Genomic DNA, 15,543 nt, shown 5'->3' with positions numbered 1-15,543 from the left:
TCGGCTTGGGGACATGCCGGTCATGGGCCTCATGCCTGCTCTCCAAGGATCACATCGGCCGCCTTCTGCGGCATGGAGTACAGATCGGCGCTGGCGGCATACGCCAACCCGTTGCGGCTCCAGGTCGCGCGCTGCTGCTCGTCGCTCAGCATCTGCGTCAACAGCTGGTCGAGCGTGCGCTGTTCGAACGGGCTGGGCACCACGCGACCGCAGTCGGCGTCGGTAATGTAGTGCGCATAGCCACATACATCGGTGACCAGCACCGGCAGCCCGGCGACCAGCGCTTCCAGCAGTACGGTACCGGTGTTCTCGTTGTAGGCGGGGTGGATCAGCAGATCGGCGCCCAGCAGGAACCGCGGGATATCGCTGCGCCCCTTGAGGAATTCGACCATGCCGGAAACGCCCAGCGTCTTGGCCTGCAGCTTGAACGGCTTGGGGTCGTCCTGCCCGATCACCAGCAATCGCGTGCGCTGGCTCAGCTCGCGCGGCAATGCAGCGAGCGCCTTGAGGCTGCGGTCCAGCCCCTTGGTCTTGAAACCGGAACCGATCTGCACCAACAGCAGCTCTTCCGACCGGACCTCGAACTCCTCGCGAAACTCGGCACGGATTTGCGCGGCATTGGCCGGCGCGCGGCGATCCTGGGCGATGCCCGGCGGCAACAGGTGAAAGCGTTCGGCGGGCGTGGCGTAGTGTTTGACGAACAGCGGCTGCTGCACCTCGGAGATCATCAGGATTTCGGTCTTCGCCTCGGGCGCGAACACCGCGCGCTCGTACTCGGCGAAGTGCTTGTAGCGACCCCAGCGGCGATAGATAGGGTTGCGCAGGGTCTGCGCCTTGTCCTCGAAGCACGGGTCGGCGGCGTAATACACATCGAGTTCCGGCATCTTGTTGAAGCCGATCACCCGGTCCACCGGCCGCCGCCCCAGATCGGCCTTGACCCAGGCAGTGAAGCGCTCGTTGCGGGTGTGGTTGAACAGCGCCTTGACCGGCGCGATCAGCACCTCGAAGCCGTCAGGCACTTCGCCTTCCCAGATCATCGCGTAGACGCGGATCGCATGACCGCGACGCTGGCATTCGAGGGCAATGCGCATGAAATCGCGCTGCAGCCCGCCAAAGGGAAAGTACTTGTAGAGAATGAACGCCAATTGCATCAGACGGACTCCGGGGCCCGCAGCAGGGCTTTCAGTTCGGTGACGACGCGCTCGGGGCGCAAATCGTCGAAACAGGGCTTACGCCGATCACCGCGACCGGCATTCGGCCCGCTCGCGCACAGGTGCACCTGAGAGCGCCCATAGGCGCCGACTCGCCCGGGCAGGGTCGGACCATAAAGCGAAATGCTCGGCACATCCAGCGCCGCGGCCAGGTGGCCGAGACCGGTGTCCACCGCGACGCAGGCGCGTGCACCGGCGATGACCCGGGCCACACCGGCAAGATTGAGCTTCGGCAACACCGCCGCGCCGGCTATGCCGCTGACGATGCGCTCGGCCCGTGCCTTCTCTTCGGCATTGCCCCACGGCAGGCGGATCGCCCAGCCGAAATCGCTCATGCGCTCGGCCAGCTCACGCCAGTAGGCTTCCGGCCAGTGCTTGCTCGGCCAGGTGGTGCCGTGCAGGAACAACAGATAGGGCTGATCACTCGGCGCGGCCATCTGCTCGCGATTCAGGCCGTAGTCGGCAACATCCTGTGGCAGCGGATAACCGAGGGCCTGAGCGAACAGCTGACGCACCCGTTCCAGCGCATGCTGATCACGCGGTACTGCGTAGCACCGATCATAGAAGCGTGCCGCCAGCGGTTCACGTGCAGATTCGCGGTCCAAACCAGCGACAGGCGCCTTGACGTAGCGGGTCAGCCAGGCGCTCTTGAGCAAGCCTTGGGCATCGATCACCAGGTCGTAACGGCCTTCGCGCAGACGCGCCTTGAAGCGCCGCCACTCTCCGCTGCGCAGGGTCTGGATCGGGTGCTTGCGCCAGCGACGGATTGCCACCGGAATCACCTGTGCCACCGCCGGATGCCAGGCCGGGATCTCCGCAAAGCCCTCCTCGACCACCCAGTCGAACTGGATGCCGGGCAGCGCCCGCTGCGCGTCGGTCAGCGCCGGCAGGGTATGCACGACGTCACCTAACGACGATGTCTTGACCAACAGAACCTTCAATCAGCGCACCTCGACCGACTGCGGAGCCAGGCGGTCCAGCGCCTCGATCGCCGCGCGCGGCTTCAGCTCACGCATGCAGTTGTTGTGGCCAAAGCGGCAGGTGCGTTCAAAGCAGGGGCTGCAGTCCAGACCCAGGCGCACCACCTCGACCTGCTTGGAAAGCGGCGGAGTAAAGGCTGGCGATGTAGAGCCATACACCGCCACCAAAGGTCGCCCAAGCGCCGCCGACACGTGCATCAATCCGGAGTCGTTGGACACAACCGCGTCGGCGCAGGAGAGCAGATCAATGGCTTCGGCCAGGCTGGTTTCGCCCGCCAGGTTCACCGCCTCTTCACGCAGGCCCGGTATCAGCCGCTCGAGAATTTCCTCCCCGACCGGGTGATCGTTCTTCGAGCCGAACAGCCAGACCTGCCAGCCGTCGCGAATCTTCAGCTCGGCGACCTTGGCGAAGTGCTCGGCCGGCCAGCGCTTGGATTCGCCGAACTCGGCGCCCGGACACAGCGCCAGTACCGGACGATCCAGACTGAGGCCGAAACGTGCCAATGCCGCATCGCGAGTCACGGGGTCGATACGCAGCGAGGGGTTCGGATACGGCCTGGGCAACTCGGCGCCCGGCTCGAACGCCAACGCCATGAAGCGCTCGATCATCAGCGGATAGCGCTGCTTGTCGAGCTTGCGCATATCGTTCAGCAGACCGAAGCGCATTTCGCCGCGCCAGCCGGTGCGCTTGGGAATACCGGCGAAGAACGGCACCAGCGCCGACTTCAGCGAATTGGGCAAGAGGATCGCCTGCTCATACTGACCACGCAGGCTCTGCGCAACTTTGCGCCGGGTCGCCATGTCGAGCACGCCGTGCCCAACCGGGAAGCTCAGCGCCTGACGCACCTCGGGCATGCGTTCGAGGATCGGCCGGCTCCACTCGGGCGCCAGCACATCGATCTGGCAGTCGGGATGGCGCTGTTTCAGGCAGACGAACAGCGTCTGCGCCATCACCATGTCGCCAACCCAGCTGGGTCCTACGATCAGTATGTTCATAAGCTCTAAGCCATAAGCTGAGGTACTGGAAGCGTGGCCGGCAAGCGAGTCATGCGTCGCCGGCTCCCAGCGCCAGGCTTACTTGACCAGTGTCCGCCATTCGGCATGGGCTGCGGTCTTGCCGGAGACCAGATCGAAATAGGCCTTCTGCAGCTTCTCGGTCACCGGGCCACGACGGCCAATACCGATGGCGCGCCCGTCGACTTCGCGAATCGGCGTCACCTCGGCAGCGGTGCCGGTGAAGAAGGCTTCGTCGGCGATGTACACCTCGTCACGGGTGATGCGCTTCTCGACTACCTTCAGACCGTGCTCGGCAGCCAGGGTCAGCACCGTACCGCGGGTGATGCCGTTCAGGCAGGCGGTGACTTCCGGGGTGTAGATCACGCCGTCCTTGATGATAAAGATATTCTCGCCCGAACCTTCGGCTACGTAGCCTTCCGGGTCCAGCATCAGCGCCTCGTCGGCGCCGCCGGAAATGGCTTCCTGCAGGGCCAGCATCGAGTTGATGTAGGCGCCATTGGACTTGGCGCGGGTCATGGTGATGTTGACGTGGTGACGGGTGAAGGAGCTGGTGCGCACCTTGATGCCCAGCTCCAACGCTTCGTCGCCCATGTAAGCGCCCCAGTGCCAGGCGGCGACGATCACGTGCACTTTCAGGCCGCTAGCGCGCAGCCCCATGCCTTCACTTCCGTAGAACACCATCGGGCGGATGTAGGCGCTTTCCAGGTTGTTCTCGCGCACTGCGGCGCGGGTCGCCTCGTTGATCTCTTCCTTCGAGTACGGCATCGGCATGTTCATGATGTGCGCCGAATCGAACAAGCGGTCGGTGTGCGCCTGCAGGCGGAAGATCGCCGTGCCGTCCGGGGTGTTGTAGGCGCGCACGCCTTCGAACACACCCATGCCGTAGTGCAGGGTATGGGTCAGCACATGGGTGGTCGCATCGCGCCACTGCACCAGTTCGCCGTCATACCAGATGACGCCATCACGATCGGCCATCGACATCGTTGCCAGCTCCTCAGAATTCGAATTTGCCAGTAGCCCGACGAGGGGCTCAGCTTAGGCCCAACTCACGCCAGATGCGCATGACAGCGCGGCGCTCGTCGTGGAATTGATCCCCACTCACCACTCCGGGCTGCTTCTGCAGTGATTGCCGGTGGGCTGCTGCGCGGTAGGCCTTGTAGGCGTCCTGCAGCAGCCGAACCTCATCGCCGGTCATCAACCCGGCCTGCTCCAACCCATCGAGAATGCGGATGTTATCGGTATAGCGCAGCAGTTCGGGATGCTGGTGCGACCACGCCAAAGCCGCGTATTGCACCATAAATTCGATATCCACGATACCACCGGCGTCCTGCTTGAGATTGAACTCGGCGGCACCGTCGAAGGCTTGCTCGGCGGTCCCCGCATGCGTCGCGCGGGTCCCGAGGTTGTCACGCATCTTCGCGCGCATGTCGCTGACTTCGCGACGCAGCGCATCCAGATCGCGTTCACGCCCGAGCACGCCGGCGCGTACTCGCTCGAAGTCGGCGGTCAGCTGCGAGCAGCCAACCAGCACCCGCGCACGCACTAGCGCCTGGTGTTCCCAAGTCCAGGCTTCCTGACTCTGGTAGCGCTCGAAGGCGCCGAGGGAGCTGACCAGCAACCCGGAAGCACCGGACGGACGCAGCCGCATGTCCACTTCATAGAGTTGACCGGAGGTGGTCTGGGTAGTCAGCAAATGAATAATGCGTTGACCGAGGCGGGTAAAGAACTGCGCGGTGTCGATGGACTTGGCGCCATTGGTCTCGGCGGCAGGGTCACCGTCGTGGATGAACACCAGATCCAGATCGGAACCGTGGCCGAGCTCGATCCCGCCGACTTTGCCATAGCCGACGATGACGAAGGCCGGATCGCACAGCGTGCCGTCGCTGCGCTGTGGCTGGCCATGACGCGCGACGGTGTGACGCCAGGCCAGGGTCAGCACCTCCTGCAGGATGGCCTCGGCCAGCCAGGTCAGGTAGTCGCTGACCTTCATCAACGGCAGCGTGCCGGCGATCTCCGAGGCGGCGACGCGCAGTCGGTGCGCCAGCTTGAAATGGCGCAGGGCCTCCATCTGCTGTTCGAGATCATCCTCGGGAATGCGCATCAGCCGCTCACGCAGTTCGGCCGCCAGCTCAGGCGCCAGCGGCGGACTGTAGAGCCGCCCGGCATTGAGCAGCTCATCCAGCAGCAGCGGGAAGCGCGCGATCTGCTCGGCGATCCACGGGCTGGCGGCACAGAGTTCCAGCAGGCGCTGCAGGGCCCCGGGATTTTCGGTCAGCAATACGAGATAAGCCGAACGCCGAGCGACCGCCTCGACCAGCGGCAGCACGCGCTCCAGCACAAGATCCGGATCATCCTGCTCGACGGTTTGCGCCAGTAGCCGAGGAATGAATGCATCCAATCGCTCGCGACCGAGACGCTGCATGGTGCGCACCTGGCTGGCATTGCGCAGCGACGCAAGGCGTTGACAGGCAACTTGGCCGTCCCGGAAGCCGGCCTCCGACAGCTGCCGACAGGCGAACTCCTCATCCCAATCCTGTTCCCAGAGCGGTAGCCATTCGCCGCCTACCAGCGCTTCACCCTCATTGCTTTCGTCCTCGTCCGGGTCGGCTATGACCTGGCGGAAATGCCAGTCGATACGCCCACGCCAGTGCAACAGCTGCTCGTGGAAGGCCTGCCAACTGCCGAAGCCGAGCATGAAGGCGATTCGGGCGCGGTCCACGTCGCTTTCCGGCAGCATCTGCGTCTGGCGATCGGCAATGGCCTGTAATGCGTGCTCGGTATAGCGCAGGAATTCGTAGCCTTCGCGCAATTCCGCCACGGCTGTAGCCGGCAGATAGCCCTGACCTTCCAGCGTGGCCAACACCCTGAGCAGCGGACGCTGCTGCAGACTGAGGTCACGGCCGCCGTGAATAAGCTGAAACGCCTGGGCGATGAACTCCACTTCGCGGATGCCGCCCGCGCCGAGCTTGATGTTCGACGCCATACCCTTGCGCCGTACTTCCTGCTGGATCAGCTGCTTCATGGAGCGCAGCGCCTCGATCGCGGAGAAGTCCAGGTAACGCCGATAGACGAAGGGGCGCAGCATCTCCAGCAGCTCCTTGCCGGCCTGTTGATCACCACCAATGACCCGCGCCTTGATCATCGCGTAACGTTCCCAGTCGCGCCCCTGGTCCTGGTAGTACTGCTCCAATGCATTGAAGCTGTAGACCAGAGGACCGGAGGAGCCGTACGGGCGTAGACGCATGTCGACGCGGAAGGCAAAGCCGTCGACGGTGATGACATCCAGGGATTTGATCAGGCGCTGTCCGAGACGTACGAAGAACTCCTGGTTATCCAGTGATCGCTTGGCGCCCACGGTTTCGCCACCTTCCGGGTAACCGAAGATCAGGTCGATATCCGAGGACAGATTCAGCTCATGGGCGCCCAACTTGCCCATACCAAGGATCACCATGTGCTGCGCAGTGCCGCTGCGACGCCCGGTCGGCACGCCGAACTGCTCGCAGTGACGCGTATAGAGCCAGTGATAGGCCAGATCGACCGAGGCATCGGCAAGATCGGAGAGGTCACGGCAGGTTTCAGCAAGATCGGCCTGACGGGTCAAGTCGCGCCAGATGATCCGAACCTGCTGACGGGTGCGAAAGCGCCGCAAGGTCAGCGCCAGGGCGTCCTCACTGTCGCAAGCGACAACCTGCTCCTTCAGCGCGTCGCGCATCTCGGCAGGCGCGAAAGATCGCTCCAGCAAGCCCTGCTCGGCCAACTGCAGCAACATCTGCGGATCTCGACTAACCTGTTCGCTGACAAAATCACTCGCCGCGCATACGCGGGCAAACGCCTCGCGCTGCGCTGATAGCCAAGCGCGACAACGTGCCGCAAGGGCTTCCGACAGGCTGCCGGCAGCGGCGAGGAACGACTCTTCGGCACGACTGACAAAAGGCAGAAGCGAGGGCGGCAATGCAACCAGCGATGGCAGACTCATTGAGGTTTCCTTCACAGCAGCAATACAGTGAAACCGCGCGATTCAGAGCCTCGCAGATGCCTTACCAGGAAAATGCTAGCGCCGCTGATCTGTAGTTTTACTACTAAAGAGTATTTCAGGGGGCTGATCCCGGCGCCGTTTTGTAGTAAAACTACAGGCGCCCGGTCCTACCCCCGGCACTCGTCCAAGAACATTACACGCACCGGCCCACAAAGCCGGTAGCGAACAGGCGACCGATTCTGGAAGCCTTTCCGCCATGGAGCAAGCCATGCAAGATCTCGATCCCGTCGAAACCCAGGAATGGCTGGACGCCCTCGAGTCCGTCCTCGACCGCGAGGGCGAAGACCGCGCTCACTACCTGATGACCCGGATGGGCGAACTGGCCACACGTAGCGGCACCCCCCTGCCCTACGGCATCACCACGCCGTACCGCAACACCATCCCCGTCACCCGTGAAGCCAAGATGCCCGGCGACCTGTTCATGGAGCGTCGCATCCGCTCCCTGGTCCGCTGGAACGCCTTGGCGATGGTGATGCGCGCGAACCTCAAGGATCCGGATCTGGGTGGACACATTTCCACCTTCGCTTCCAGCGCAACGCTCTACGATATCGGCTTCAACTACTTCTTCCAGGCTCCGACCGAAGAGCATGGCGGCGACCTGATCTACTATCAGGGTCACGCCTCCCCCGGCATCTATGCGCGCGCCTTCCTGGAAGGTCGCCTGACCGAAGAGCAGATGCTCAACTTCCGCCAGGAAGTCGATGGCAAAGGCCTTTCGAGCTATCCGCACCCGCACCTGATGCCGGACTTCTGGCAGTTCCCGACCGTTTCGATGGGCCTGGGGCCAATTACCGCGATCTACCAGGCACGCTTCATGAAGTACCTGGAAAGCCGCGGCTTCATTCCGAAAGGCAAGCAGCGGGTCTGGTGCTTCATCGGTGACGGCGAGTGCGACGAGCCGGAAACCCTGGGCGCGATCTCGCTGGCTGGTCGCGAGAATCTGGACAACCTGGTGTTCGTCATCAACTGCAACCTGCAGCGTCTGGACGGCCCGGTCCGCGGAAACAGCAAGATCATTCAAGAGCTGGAAGGCGTGTTCAAAGGCGCCAACTGGAACGTCAACAAAGTCGTCTGGGGTCGCCTGTGGGATCCACTGTTCGCTGCCGACGAAGACGGTCGCATGCAGCGCCGCATGGACGAGGCTATCGACGGCGAATACCAGAACTACAAAGCCAAAGACGGCGCCTACGTACGCAAGCATTTCTTCGGTGCCGATCCGGAGTTGCTCAAGCGCGTCGAGAAGATGTCCGACGAGGAAGTCTGGAAGCTCAACCGCGGCGGCCATGATCCCTACAAGGTCTATGCGGCCTACCACCAGGCGGTCAATCACAAGGGCCAACCGACCGTCATCCTGGCCAAGACCATCAAAGGCTATGGCACCGGTGCCGGTGAGGCGAAGAACATCGCCCACAACACCAAAAAGGTCGATATCGACAGCCTGAAGTTGTTCCGCGATCGCTTCGACATTCCGGTCAACGATTCGCAGCTCGAAGAGCTACCGTTCTATCGCCCAGCCGAAGACAGCGCCGAGATGCGCTACCTGCGCAAGTGCCGCGAAAAGCTCGGCGGCTCCCTGCCGCAGCGCCGGCCGAAGAGCTTCAGCATCCCGACGCCGCCGCTGGACACGCTCAAAGCGGTGCTCGACGGTTCCGGCGATCGCGAGATTTCCACCACCATGGCGTTCGGCCGGATCCTGTCGCAGCTGGTGAAGGACAAGGATCTGGGCAAGCGCATCGTGCCGATCCTCGCTGACGAGGCGCGCACTTTCGGTATGGAAGGCATGTTCCGCCAGCTGGGTATCTATTCCCCGGTGGGGCAGCTGTACGAGCCGGTCGACCGTGATCAGGTGATGTACTACCGCGAAGAGAAGGACGGCCAGATCCTCCAGGAAGGCCTGAACGAAGCGGGCGCCTTCTCCTCGTTCATCGCTGCCGGTACTGCTTACAGCAACTACAACCAGCCAATGCTGCCGGTCTACATCTTCTACTCGATGTTCGGCTTCCAGCGCATCGGCGACCTGGCTTGGGCGGCCGGTGACGCGCAGACCCGTGGCTTCCTGCTGGGCGGCACCTCCGGACGTACCACGCTCAATGGTGAAGGCCTGCAGCACGAGGACGGCCACAGCCACATCCTCGCCAGCACCATCCCCAACTGCCGCAGCTATGACCCCACTTACGGCTACGAGCTGGCGGTGATCATGCACCACGGCATGCATGAGATGATGGAGCAGCAGAAGAGCGTCTACTACTACATCACCGTGATGAACGAGAACTACCAGCAGCCGGCCATGCCACAAGGTGTCGAGGACGGCATCATCAAGGGCATGTACCTGCTTGAGGAAGCCAAGGGCGACTTCAAGCACCGTGTGCAGCTGCTGGGCTCCGGCACCATTCTGCGCGAGGTGCGCGCAGCCGTGGACATCCTCGCCAAGATGGGTGTGGGCGCCGACGTATGGAGCGTGACCAGCTTCAACGAGCTGCGCCGCGATGGCCTGGCGGTGGATCGCTGGAATCGTTTGCATCCAACCGAAGAACCCCGCAAGAGCTACGTCGAGCAGTGTCTGGAAGGCCGCGAAGGCCCGGTCATCGCTTCGACCGACTATATGAAGCTGTTCGCCGATCAGATTCGGCAGTGGGTTCCATCGCGTGAATACCAGGTGCTGGGTACTGACGGCTTTGGCCGTAGCGACTCGCGCGCCAAGCTGCGTGACTTCTTCGAGGTCGACCGTCGCTGGGTAGCCGTCGCGGCACTGCAGGCACTTGCTGATCGCGGCGCCATCGAACGCACGGTTGTGGCCAATGCCATCACCGAGTTCGGTATCGACCCCGAGAAGCGCAATCCGCTGGATTGCTGATGCTGCGTGCGCACAGGAGAACCTATTGTGAGTGAAACCATACGCGTACCCGACATCGGCAGCGGTGAGGGTGAAGTAATCGAGTTGTTCGTCAAGGTCGGCGACCGTATCGAAGCCGACCAGAGCATCCTGACGCTCGAGTCCGACAAGGCCAGCATGGAAATCCCGGCACCGAAGGCTGGCGTCGTGAAGGCCTTGAAGGTCAAGCTCGGCGACCGCCTGAAAGAAGGTGACGAGCTACTTGAGCTGGAAAGCGAAGAAGGAACTGACAGCGAAGCGCCGGCGCAAGCCGCGGCCGAGCCTGCCGCTGCCAGCACTGGCGGCCCGACTGATGAAGCCGAAGCACCTACGCCTCCGGGAGATGACAATCCTTCGGCCTCCGCCGAGGAAGGCGAGTCGCAGGAAATCAAGGTTCCGGACATCGGCTCCTCCGGCAAGGCCAGCGTGATCGAGATTTCGGTGAAGGCCGGCGATACCATCGCCGCCGAGCAACCGCTGATCACTCTCGAGTCCGACAAGGCCAGCATGGAGATCCCCTCTCCAGCCGCTGGCGTAGTCGAGAGCATTTCGGTCAAGGTGGGCGACGAAGTCGGTACCGACGATCTGATCCTGATCCTCAAGGGTACCGCCTCGAGCAAGCCGGGAGCGGCCAGTGCTCCGGCCAGCCAGGCACAAAGCCCGGCCAAGGAGAAACTGACCGAGCAGGCCGCAGAAGCACCGGCCGAAACTGCAGGCGAGTCCGTGGAGGAGGTTCGTATTCCGGACATCGGTTCCAGCGGCAGCGCCAAGGTCATCGAAGTCATGATCAAGGCTGGCGACAGCGTCGAGGCGGACCAGTCGCTGATCACCTTGGAATCCGACAAGGCCAGCATGGAAATTCCGGCGCCCAAGGCGGGCGTGGTGGAGTCGCTGTCGATCAAGGTGGGTGACGATGCCAAGACCGGCGACCTGATCCTGACCCTCAAGGTCCAGGGCTCGGCGCCAGCGAAAAAGGCCGAGAGCAGGCCGCAGGAGGCCGTTTCCCAGCAGCAGGCCGTCGCACCGAACAAGCAGGGCGTACCGGAGGCGAAGGCCGCGGCGACGCCGGCCCCGACCGTCAGCGGTCCGAGCAAGGCCGGCACCAAGGTTCACGCCGGGCCGGCGGTTCGCATGACTGCGCGCGAGTATGGCGTCGACCTGGCCGATGTTCCGGCCACCGGTCCCAAGGGCCGGATTCTCAAGGAAGATGTCCAGGCCTACGTCAAGAACATGCTGCACAAGGCCAAGCAGGCTCCGGCCGAAGGCTCCTCGGGCGGATCCGGCATTCCGCCGATCCCGGCCGTGGACTTCAGCAAGTTCGGCGAAGTCGAAGAAGTAGCGATGTCGCGCCTGATGCAGATCGGCGCAGCCAACCTGCACCGCAGCTGGCTGAACGTACCGCACGTGACCCAGTTCGAATCGGCCGACATTACCGAACTGGAGGCCTTCCGCGTCTCCCAGAAGGCTGCCGCCGAGAAGGCCGGCGTCAAGCTCACCGTGCTGCCGTTGTTGCTAAAGGCGTGTGCGCACCTGCTCAAGGAGCTGCCGGACTTCAATAGCTCGCTGGCGCCAAGCGGCAAGGCACTGATCCGCAAGAAGTACGTGCACATCGGCTTCGCTGTGGATACGCCGGATGGCCTGATGGTCCCGGTGATCAAGAACGTGGATCAGAAGAGTTTGCTGCAGTTGGCTGGCGAAGCGGCCGAGCTGGCAGAGAAAGCGCGCAGCAAGAAGCTCTCGCCTGACGCCATGCAGGGTGCCTGCTTCACCATTTCCAGCCTTGGCCACATTGGCGGCACCGGCTTCACGCCGATCGTCAACGCGCCGGAAGTGGCGATTCTCGGGGTATCCAAGGCGACGATGCAGCCAGTCTGGGACGGCAAGGCATTCGAGCCGCGCCTGATGCTGCCGCTCTCGCTGTCCTACGATCACCGTGTGATCAACGGGGCTGCTGCCGCACGCTTCACCAAACGGCTGTCGGAGCTGCTGGCGGATATCCGCACGCTGCTGCTGTAACGGCTGAGCCAAACGAAAAACGCCGCATCCTCTGAAGAAGATGCGGCGTTTTCTATTGTGCAGGGATCACGGCACCAACTGCTGCGTCAACCCTTCTGCAGATTACGAATCAGAAAAGACAATGCCTTGGCCAGCTCTTCGGCACCCTGAGGGTCGCGCAGAATGACCAACAAGGGCAGGCCGTCGATGGGGCTGCTGATCGAACAACTGAACCCTTGCGCAGGACACTGATATTGCAGGTAGGGATCAAGCCCGAATACCGACAGACTGCGGTTGCGCACGGCAACACCGCCGCTGCTGCTGCGGACTTCCTCGCGTATGCGCAACTCGCCAGGAGAGGCCACGCTCAGCTCGTAGAGAAAGTCCTGCGGATTGGCCTGACCAACCTGATAACCCGCTCGCAATGCGTAGGTATCGAGCAATCCGTTACTATGCGCGAGCAGCGCTTCGCGATCGCTGCTGGTGAGATAAAGCTTTTTCAATTCAGTGAGATAGCGAGCCGACTCATCCGAGCCGAACTCCACCACTTCACTCGCGATCAGAGGTGTTCCGATCACGCAGAGAACCGAGACCATCACTAACTTTGCAAGCCGACTTGTCAGTCCCTGTCGCATGATGCACCCTTGCCGAAATTAATATTATTTAGCCATCGTCCTTCGCTGGAACGGCGCCTGGAGCACAGGCCAGCCCGACTCCGTGGAGCATACTGGAAGCCAACCGCTCGATGAAAATACATACCGATGCCGCCAGCCGTCTGGCGACCGAGGTTGTGACGCAGTTGCCAGTGCCTTCACGGCTCGGCATGCTGCGTTTCGAGCGCTTGAACGAGTCCAGCTGGACACTGCTGTTTCTCGACCCCGCTTGCGAGCGTTATCTCGGTGTTTCCGCCGGCGACCTTTGCTCCCTGGTCGACGCCCCCTACGCCAGCCTGATGGAGCCCAGCGTCCGTCACCAGCTACACGAAGAGATTCAGCAACAGCTGACAGGCCGCAGCCACTATTCAGTCAGCTATCGACTGCACACGCCTGACGGCGTGCAGGACATCACCGAACTCGGCGAAGTTTGCCAGCAGTATGGTCGCGAGCTGCTCAGGGGCTATCTGATGCCCGGACGCCAGCCTGAATCGGATCAGGATCTCAGGGCGCAGAACGCCCGACTGCGCACGGCGCTGCAGCAACATCAGCAAGCCCAGGACGAACACATCGAGCACATGCTGCGCTCGCGCACACAGCAGAGCCTGATCGTCAGGCTGGCTCGGCATCGCTACGGCTCCGCCAATCCGGAACTGGAAGCGGCACAGCTGATCACCCAGGCCGCCTGCGAAGTCTACGAGCTGAACCGCGCGACAATCTGGCATCTGGACGGCACGCGCCTGGAGCCAGTGTCGTGCTACCGACTCGACAGCGACCATTACGAAACGCCCTCAGCCCTGGAACTCGCACCCTTTCCCCGCTACTTGCAGGCGCTGCAGAGCGGTCGCGCCGTCGATGCGCAGGACGTGTCCCAGGATCACCGCACCTGCGAACTTGACCAGCTTATCTATCGCCCGCAGGGAGTTCGCTCGATCCTGGACGCCAGCATTCGAGTCGGTGGGGAGGTAATCGGCGTTCTCAGCCTGCAACACACAGGCAAACCGCGCGCATGGCAGGCCGACGAGATCGCCTTCGCCGGCGAGCTGGCCGATCAGTATGCGCAGGTGCTGGCCAATCAGCAGCGGCTCAGCGCAACCCATATGCTCGGCCTGTTCCAGCGCGCCGTGGAACAGAGCGCCAGCGCCTTCATCCTGGTCGACCGAGAAGGCCGGGTGGAATATGTGAATCCGGCATTCACCGTCATCAGCCAGTTTTCCTCAGCCGAGGTACGCGGTCAGCGTCTGGCCGATCTGAAGGCTCTGGAAAACCTCGGCGAGCTGCTGTTCGACACCTCTTCGGTACTTGCCCACAGCAACAGCTGGCAGGGCGAGTTCCGCTCCCGACGCAAGAACCTCGAGCCGTACTGGGGTCAGCTTTCCATCTCCAAGGTCTTCAATGAAGAAGGCGCGCTGACCCACTACATCGGCATCTACGAGGACATCACCCGCAGCAAACTGGCGCATCAGCATATCGAGCGTCTGGCCTATACCGACAACCTGACCAACCTGGGCAATCGTCCGTACTTCATTCGCAGCATCGAGGAGCGCTTTGCCGCCGGGGCCGAGCCCAGGCTCTGCCTGTTGCTGGTGGACATCGACAACTTCAAGCGCATCAACGACAGCCTCGGCCACCAGACCGGCGACAAGCTGCTCACCAGCCTTGCCCGCCGACTGCGCAACGGACTCAGCCAGCAGGCCGTACTGGCACGCTTTGCCAGCAACGAGTTCGCCCTGCTGTTCGATGACAAGGGACTGGATGAAGGCGTCCGCCTGGCAGACCAGGTGCTGCGCATCCTCGATAAGCCGCTATTCGTCGACAAGCAGCTGATCAGCGTCAGCGGGTCCCTGGGGCTGGCGTGCTCGCCTCAGCACGGGCGTGACCCGGAAACGCTGATGAAGCATGCCGGGCAAGCGCTGCACAAGGCCAAGGCGAACGGCAAGAACCAGGTGCAGATATTTACCGAAGCCCTGCATGCCGAAGCCAACTACAAGCTGTTCGTCGAGAACAACCTGCGCCGTGCGCTGCTGCAGAACGAGTTGGTGGTGTTCTACCAGCCCAAGCTATGCCTGCATACCGGCCGGCTGCAGGGGCTGGAAGCGCTGCTGCGCTGGAACCATCCGGAAAAGGGCATGATCCGCCCGGATCAGTTCATCAGCGTCGCGGAAGAAACCGGGCTGATCATCCCGATCGGCAAGTGGGTCGCGCGGGAAGCTTGCCGGATGGGCGTCACCCTTTCCGCGCTAGGCCTTGGCACACCCCAGATCGCAATCAACCTTTCACCCAAGCAGTTCTCGGATCCGGATCTGCTTGGCACGATTGCCGCAATTCTGCTCGAAGAGCAACTTCCCGCCGCGCAGCTGGAGCTGGAGCTGACAGAAAGCCTCCTGCTCGAAGCCACCGAGGAAACCCGACAGCAGCTGATCGGCCTCAAGGCGCTCGGCCTGACACTGGCCATGGACGACTTCGGCACGGGGTATTCCTCGCTGAGCTACCTGAAGAAATTCCCCATCGACGTGATCAAGATCGATCGCAGCTTTATCAAGGACATCCCGGGCAACCAGGACGACGTGGAGATCACCTCGGCAGTGATCGCCATGGCCCGCAAGCTGCACCTGAAGGTCGTCGCTGAAGGAATCGAAACACCGGAGCAGCTGAAATTCCTGCGTCGTCATCGCTGTGATATCGGTCAAGGCTACCTGTTCGACAAGCCGATCCCCGGCAACATCCTGACCGAGGCTCTGCGCCGCTATCCCCAATGGTGCTGAGCGCCAGTCGTTTG

General features: G+C 62.6%; 9 protein-coding genes. 3 read left to right on the top strand and 6 right to left on the bottom strand.

The window, feature by feature from the left end; genetic code table 11:
* Positions 1-29: 29 nt before the first annotated feature.
* The 5 genes from CXK91_RS10520 to glnE all read right to left on the bottom strand — a co-directional run bounded on the left by CXK91_RS10520 (position 30) and on the right by glnE (position 7,184).
* Positions 30-1,151 (bottom strand): glycosyltransferase family 4 protein, encoded by a 1,122-nt coding sequence (locus CXK91_RS10520; protein ID WP_103456090.1) that lies wholly within the window; start codon positions 1,149-1,151, stop codon positions 30-32.
* Positions 1,151-2,152 (bottom strand): lipopolysaccharide heptosyltransferase I, encoded by a 1,002-nt coding sequence (gene waaC, locus CXK91_RS10515; protein WP_103456089.1) that lies wholly within the window; start codon positions 2,150-2,152, stop codon positions 1,151-1,153. The genes CXK91_RS10520 and waaC overlap by 1 nt, the downstream gene beginning before the upstream one ends.
* Positions 2,153-3,187, bottom strand: a complete 1,035-nt coding sequence (gene waaF / locus CXK91_RS10510; RefSeq protein WP_103456088.1) for a lipopolysaccharide heptosyltransferase II — start codon at positions 3,185-3,187, stop codon at positions 2,153-2,155. It abuts the gene before it with no gap.
* A gap of 78 nt (positions 3,188-3,265) precedes the next feature.
* Positions 3,266-4,189: a branched-chain-amino-acid transaminase gene (ilvE, locus tag CXK91_RS10505; RefSeq protein WP_023445089.1), complete on the bottom strand. Its 924-nt coding sequence runs from the start codon at positions 4,187-4,189 to the stop codon at positions 3,266-3,268.
* 49 nt (positions 4,190-4,238) lie between these two features.
* Positions 4,239-7,184 carry a bifunctional [glutamate--ammonia ligase]-adenylyl-L-tyrosine phosphorylase/[glutamate--ammonia-ligase] adenylyltransferase gene (gene glnE / locus CXK91_RS10500; RefSeq protein WP_103456087.1) on the bottom strand — a complete coding sequence of 982 codons (2,946 nt, stop codon included), beginning with the start codon at positions 7,182-7,184 and terminating at the stop codon, positions 4,239-4,241.
* A 268-nt stretch (positions 7,185-7,452) separates the two neighbouring features.
* Between glnE and aceE the strand changes: the two genes are divergently transcribed.
* Positions 7,453-10,098 carry a pyruvate dehydrogenase (acetyl-transferring), homodimeric type gene (gene aceE, locus CXK91_RS10495; RefSeq protein WP_103456086.1) on the top strand — a complete coding sequence of 882 codons (2,646 nt, stop codon included), beginning with the start codon at positions 7,453-7,455 and terminating at the stop codon, positions 10,096-10,098.
* Between the two features lie 27 nt (positions 10,099-10,125).
* Positions 10,126-12,132: a dihydrolipoyllysine-residue acetyltransferase gene (aceF, locus tag CXK91_RS10490; RefSeq protein ID WP_103456085.1), complete on the top strand. Its 2,007-nt coding sequence runs from the start codon at positions 10,126-10,128 to the stop codon at positions 12,130-12,132.
* 86 nt (positions 12,133-12,218) lie between these two features.
* On the opposite strand, the gene CXK91_RS10485 is transcribed toward aceF, so the two are convergent.
* The gene (locus CXK91_RS10485) at positions 12,219-12,707 is read right to left on the bottom strand and encodes a hypothetical protein (protein ID WP_103456084.1); all 489 of its coding nucleotides are present in this window, start codon (positions 12,705-12,707) and stop codon (positions 12,219-12,221) included.
* 149 nt (positions 12,708-12,856) lie between these two features.
* Between CXK91_RS10485 and CXK91_RS10480 the strand changes: the two genes are divergently transcribed.
* A complete protein-coding gene (locus tag CXK91_RS10480; protein ID WP_103456083.1) occupies positions 12,857-15,529 on the top strand; it encodes a bifunctional diguanylate cyclase/phosphodiesterase in 2,673 nt (890 codons plus the stop codon).
* Positions 15,530-15,543 lie beyond the last annotated feature (14 nt).

The sequence above is a fragment of the Stutzerimonas stutzeri genome, from assembly GCF_002909485.1.
GTDB classification, from domain to species: Bacteria; Pseudomonadota; Gammaproteobacteria; order Pseudomonadales; family Pseudomonadaceae; genus Stutzerimonas; species Stutzerimonas stutzeri_AH.
This window is presented reverse-complemented; position numbering and strand designations above follow the sequence as displayed.

Excerpts from the sequence above, each read along its gene's own strand:
- CXK91_RS10520 (WP_103456090.1), bottom strand. The coding sequence starts at position 1,151 with ATGCAATTGGCGTTCATTCTCTACAAGTACTTTCCCTTTGGCGGGCTG.
- waaF (WP_103456088.1), bottom strand. The coding sequence starts at position 3,187 with ATGAACATACTGATCGTAGGACCCAGCTGGGTTGGCGACATGGTGATG.
- ilvE (WP_023445089.1), bottom strand. The coding sequence starts at position 4,189 with ATGTCGATGGCCGATCGTGATGGCGTCATCTGGTATGACGGCGAACTG.
- glnE (WP_103456087.1), bottom strand. The coding sequence starts at position 7,184 with ATGAGTCTGCCATCGCTGGTTGCATTGCCGCCCTCGCTTCTGCCTTTT.
- aceE (WP_103456086.1), top strand. The coding sequence starts at position 7,453 with ATGCAAGATCTCGATCCCGTCGAAACCCAGGAATGGCTGGACGCCCTC.
- CXK91_RS10485 (WP_103456084.1), bottom strand. The coding sequence starts at position 12,707 with ATGGTCTCGGTTCTCTGCGTGATCGGAACACCTCTGATCGCGAGTGAA.
- CXK91_RS10480 (WP_103456083.1), top strand. The coding sequence starts at position 12,857 with ATGAAAATACATACCGATGCCGCCAGCCGTCTGGCGACCGAGGTTGTG.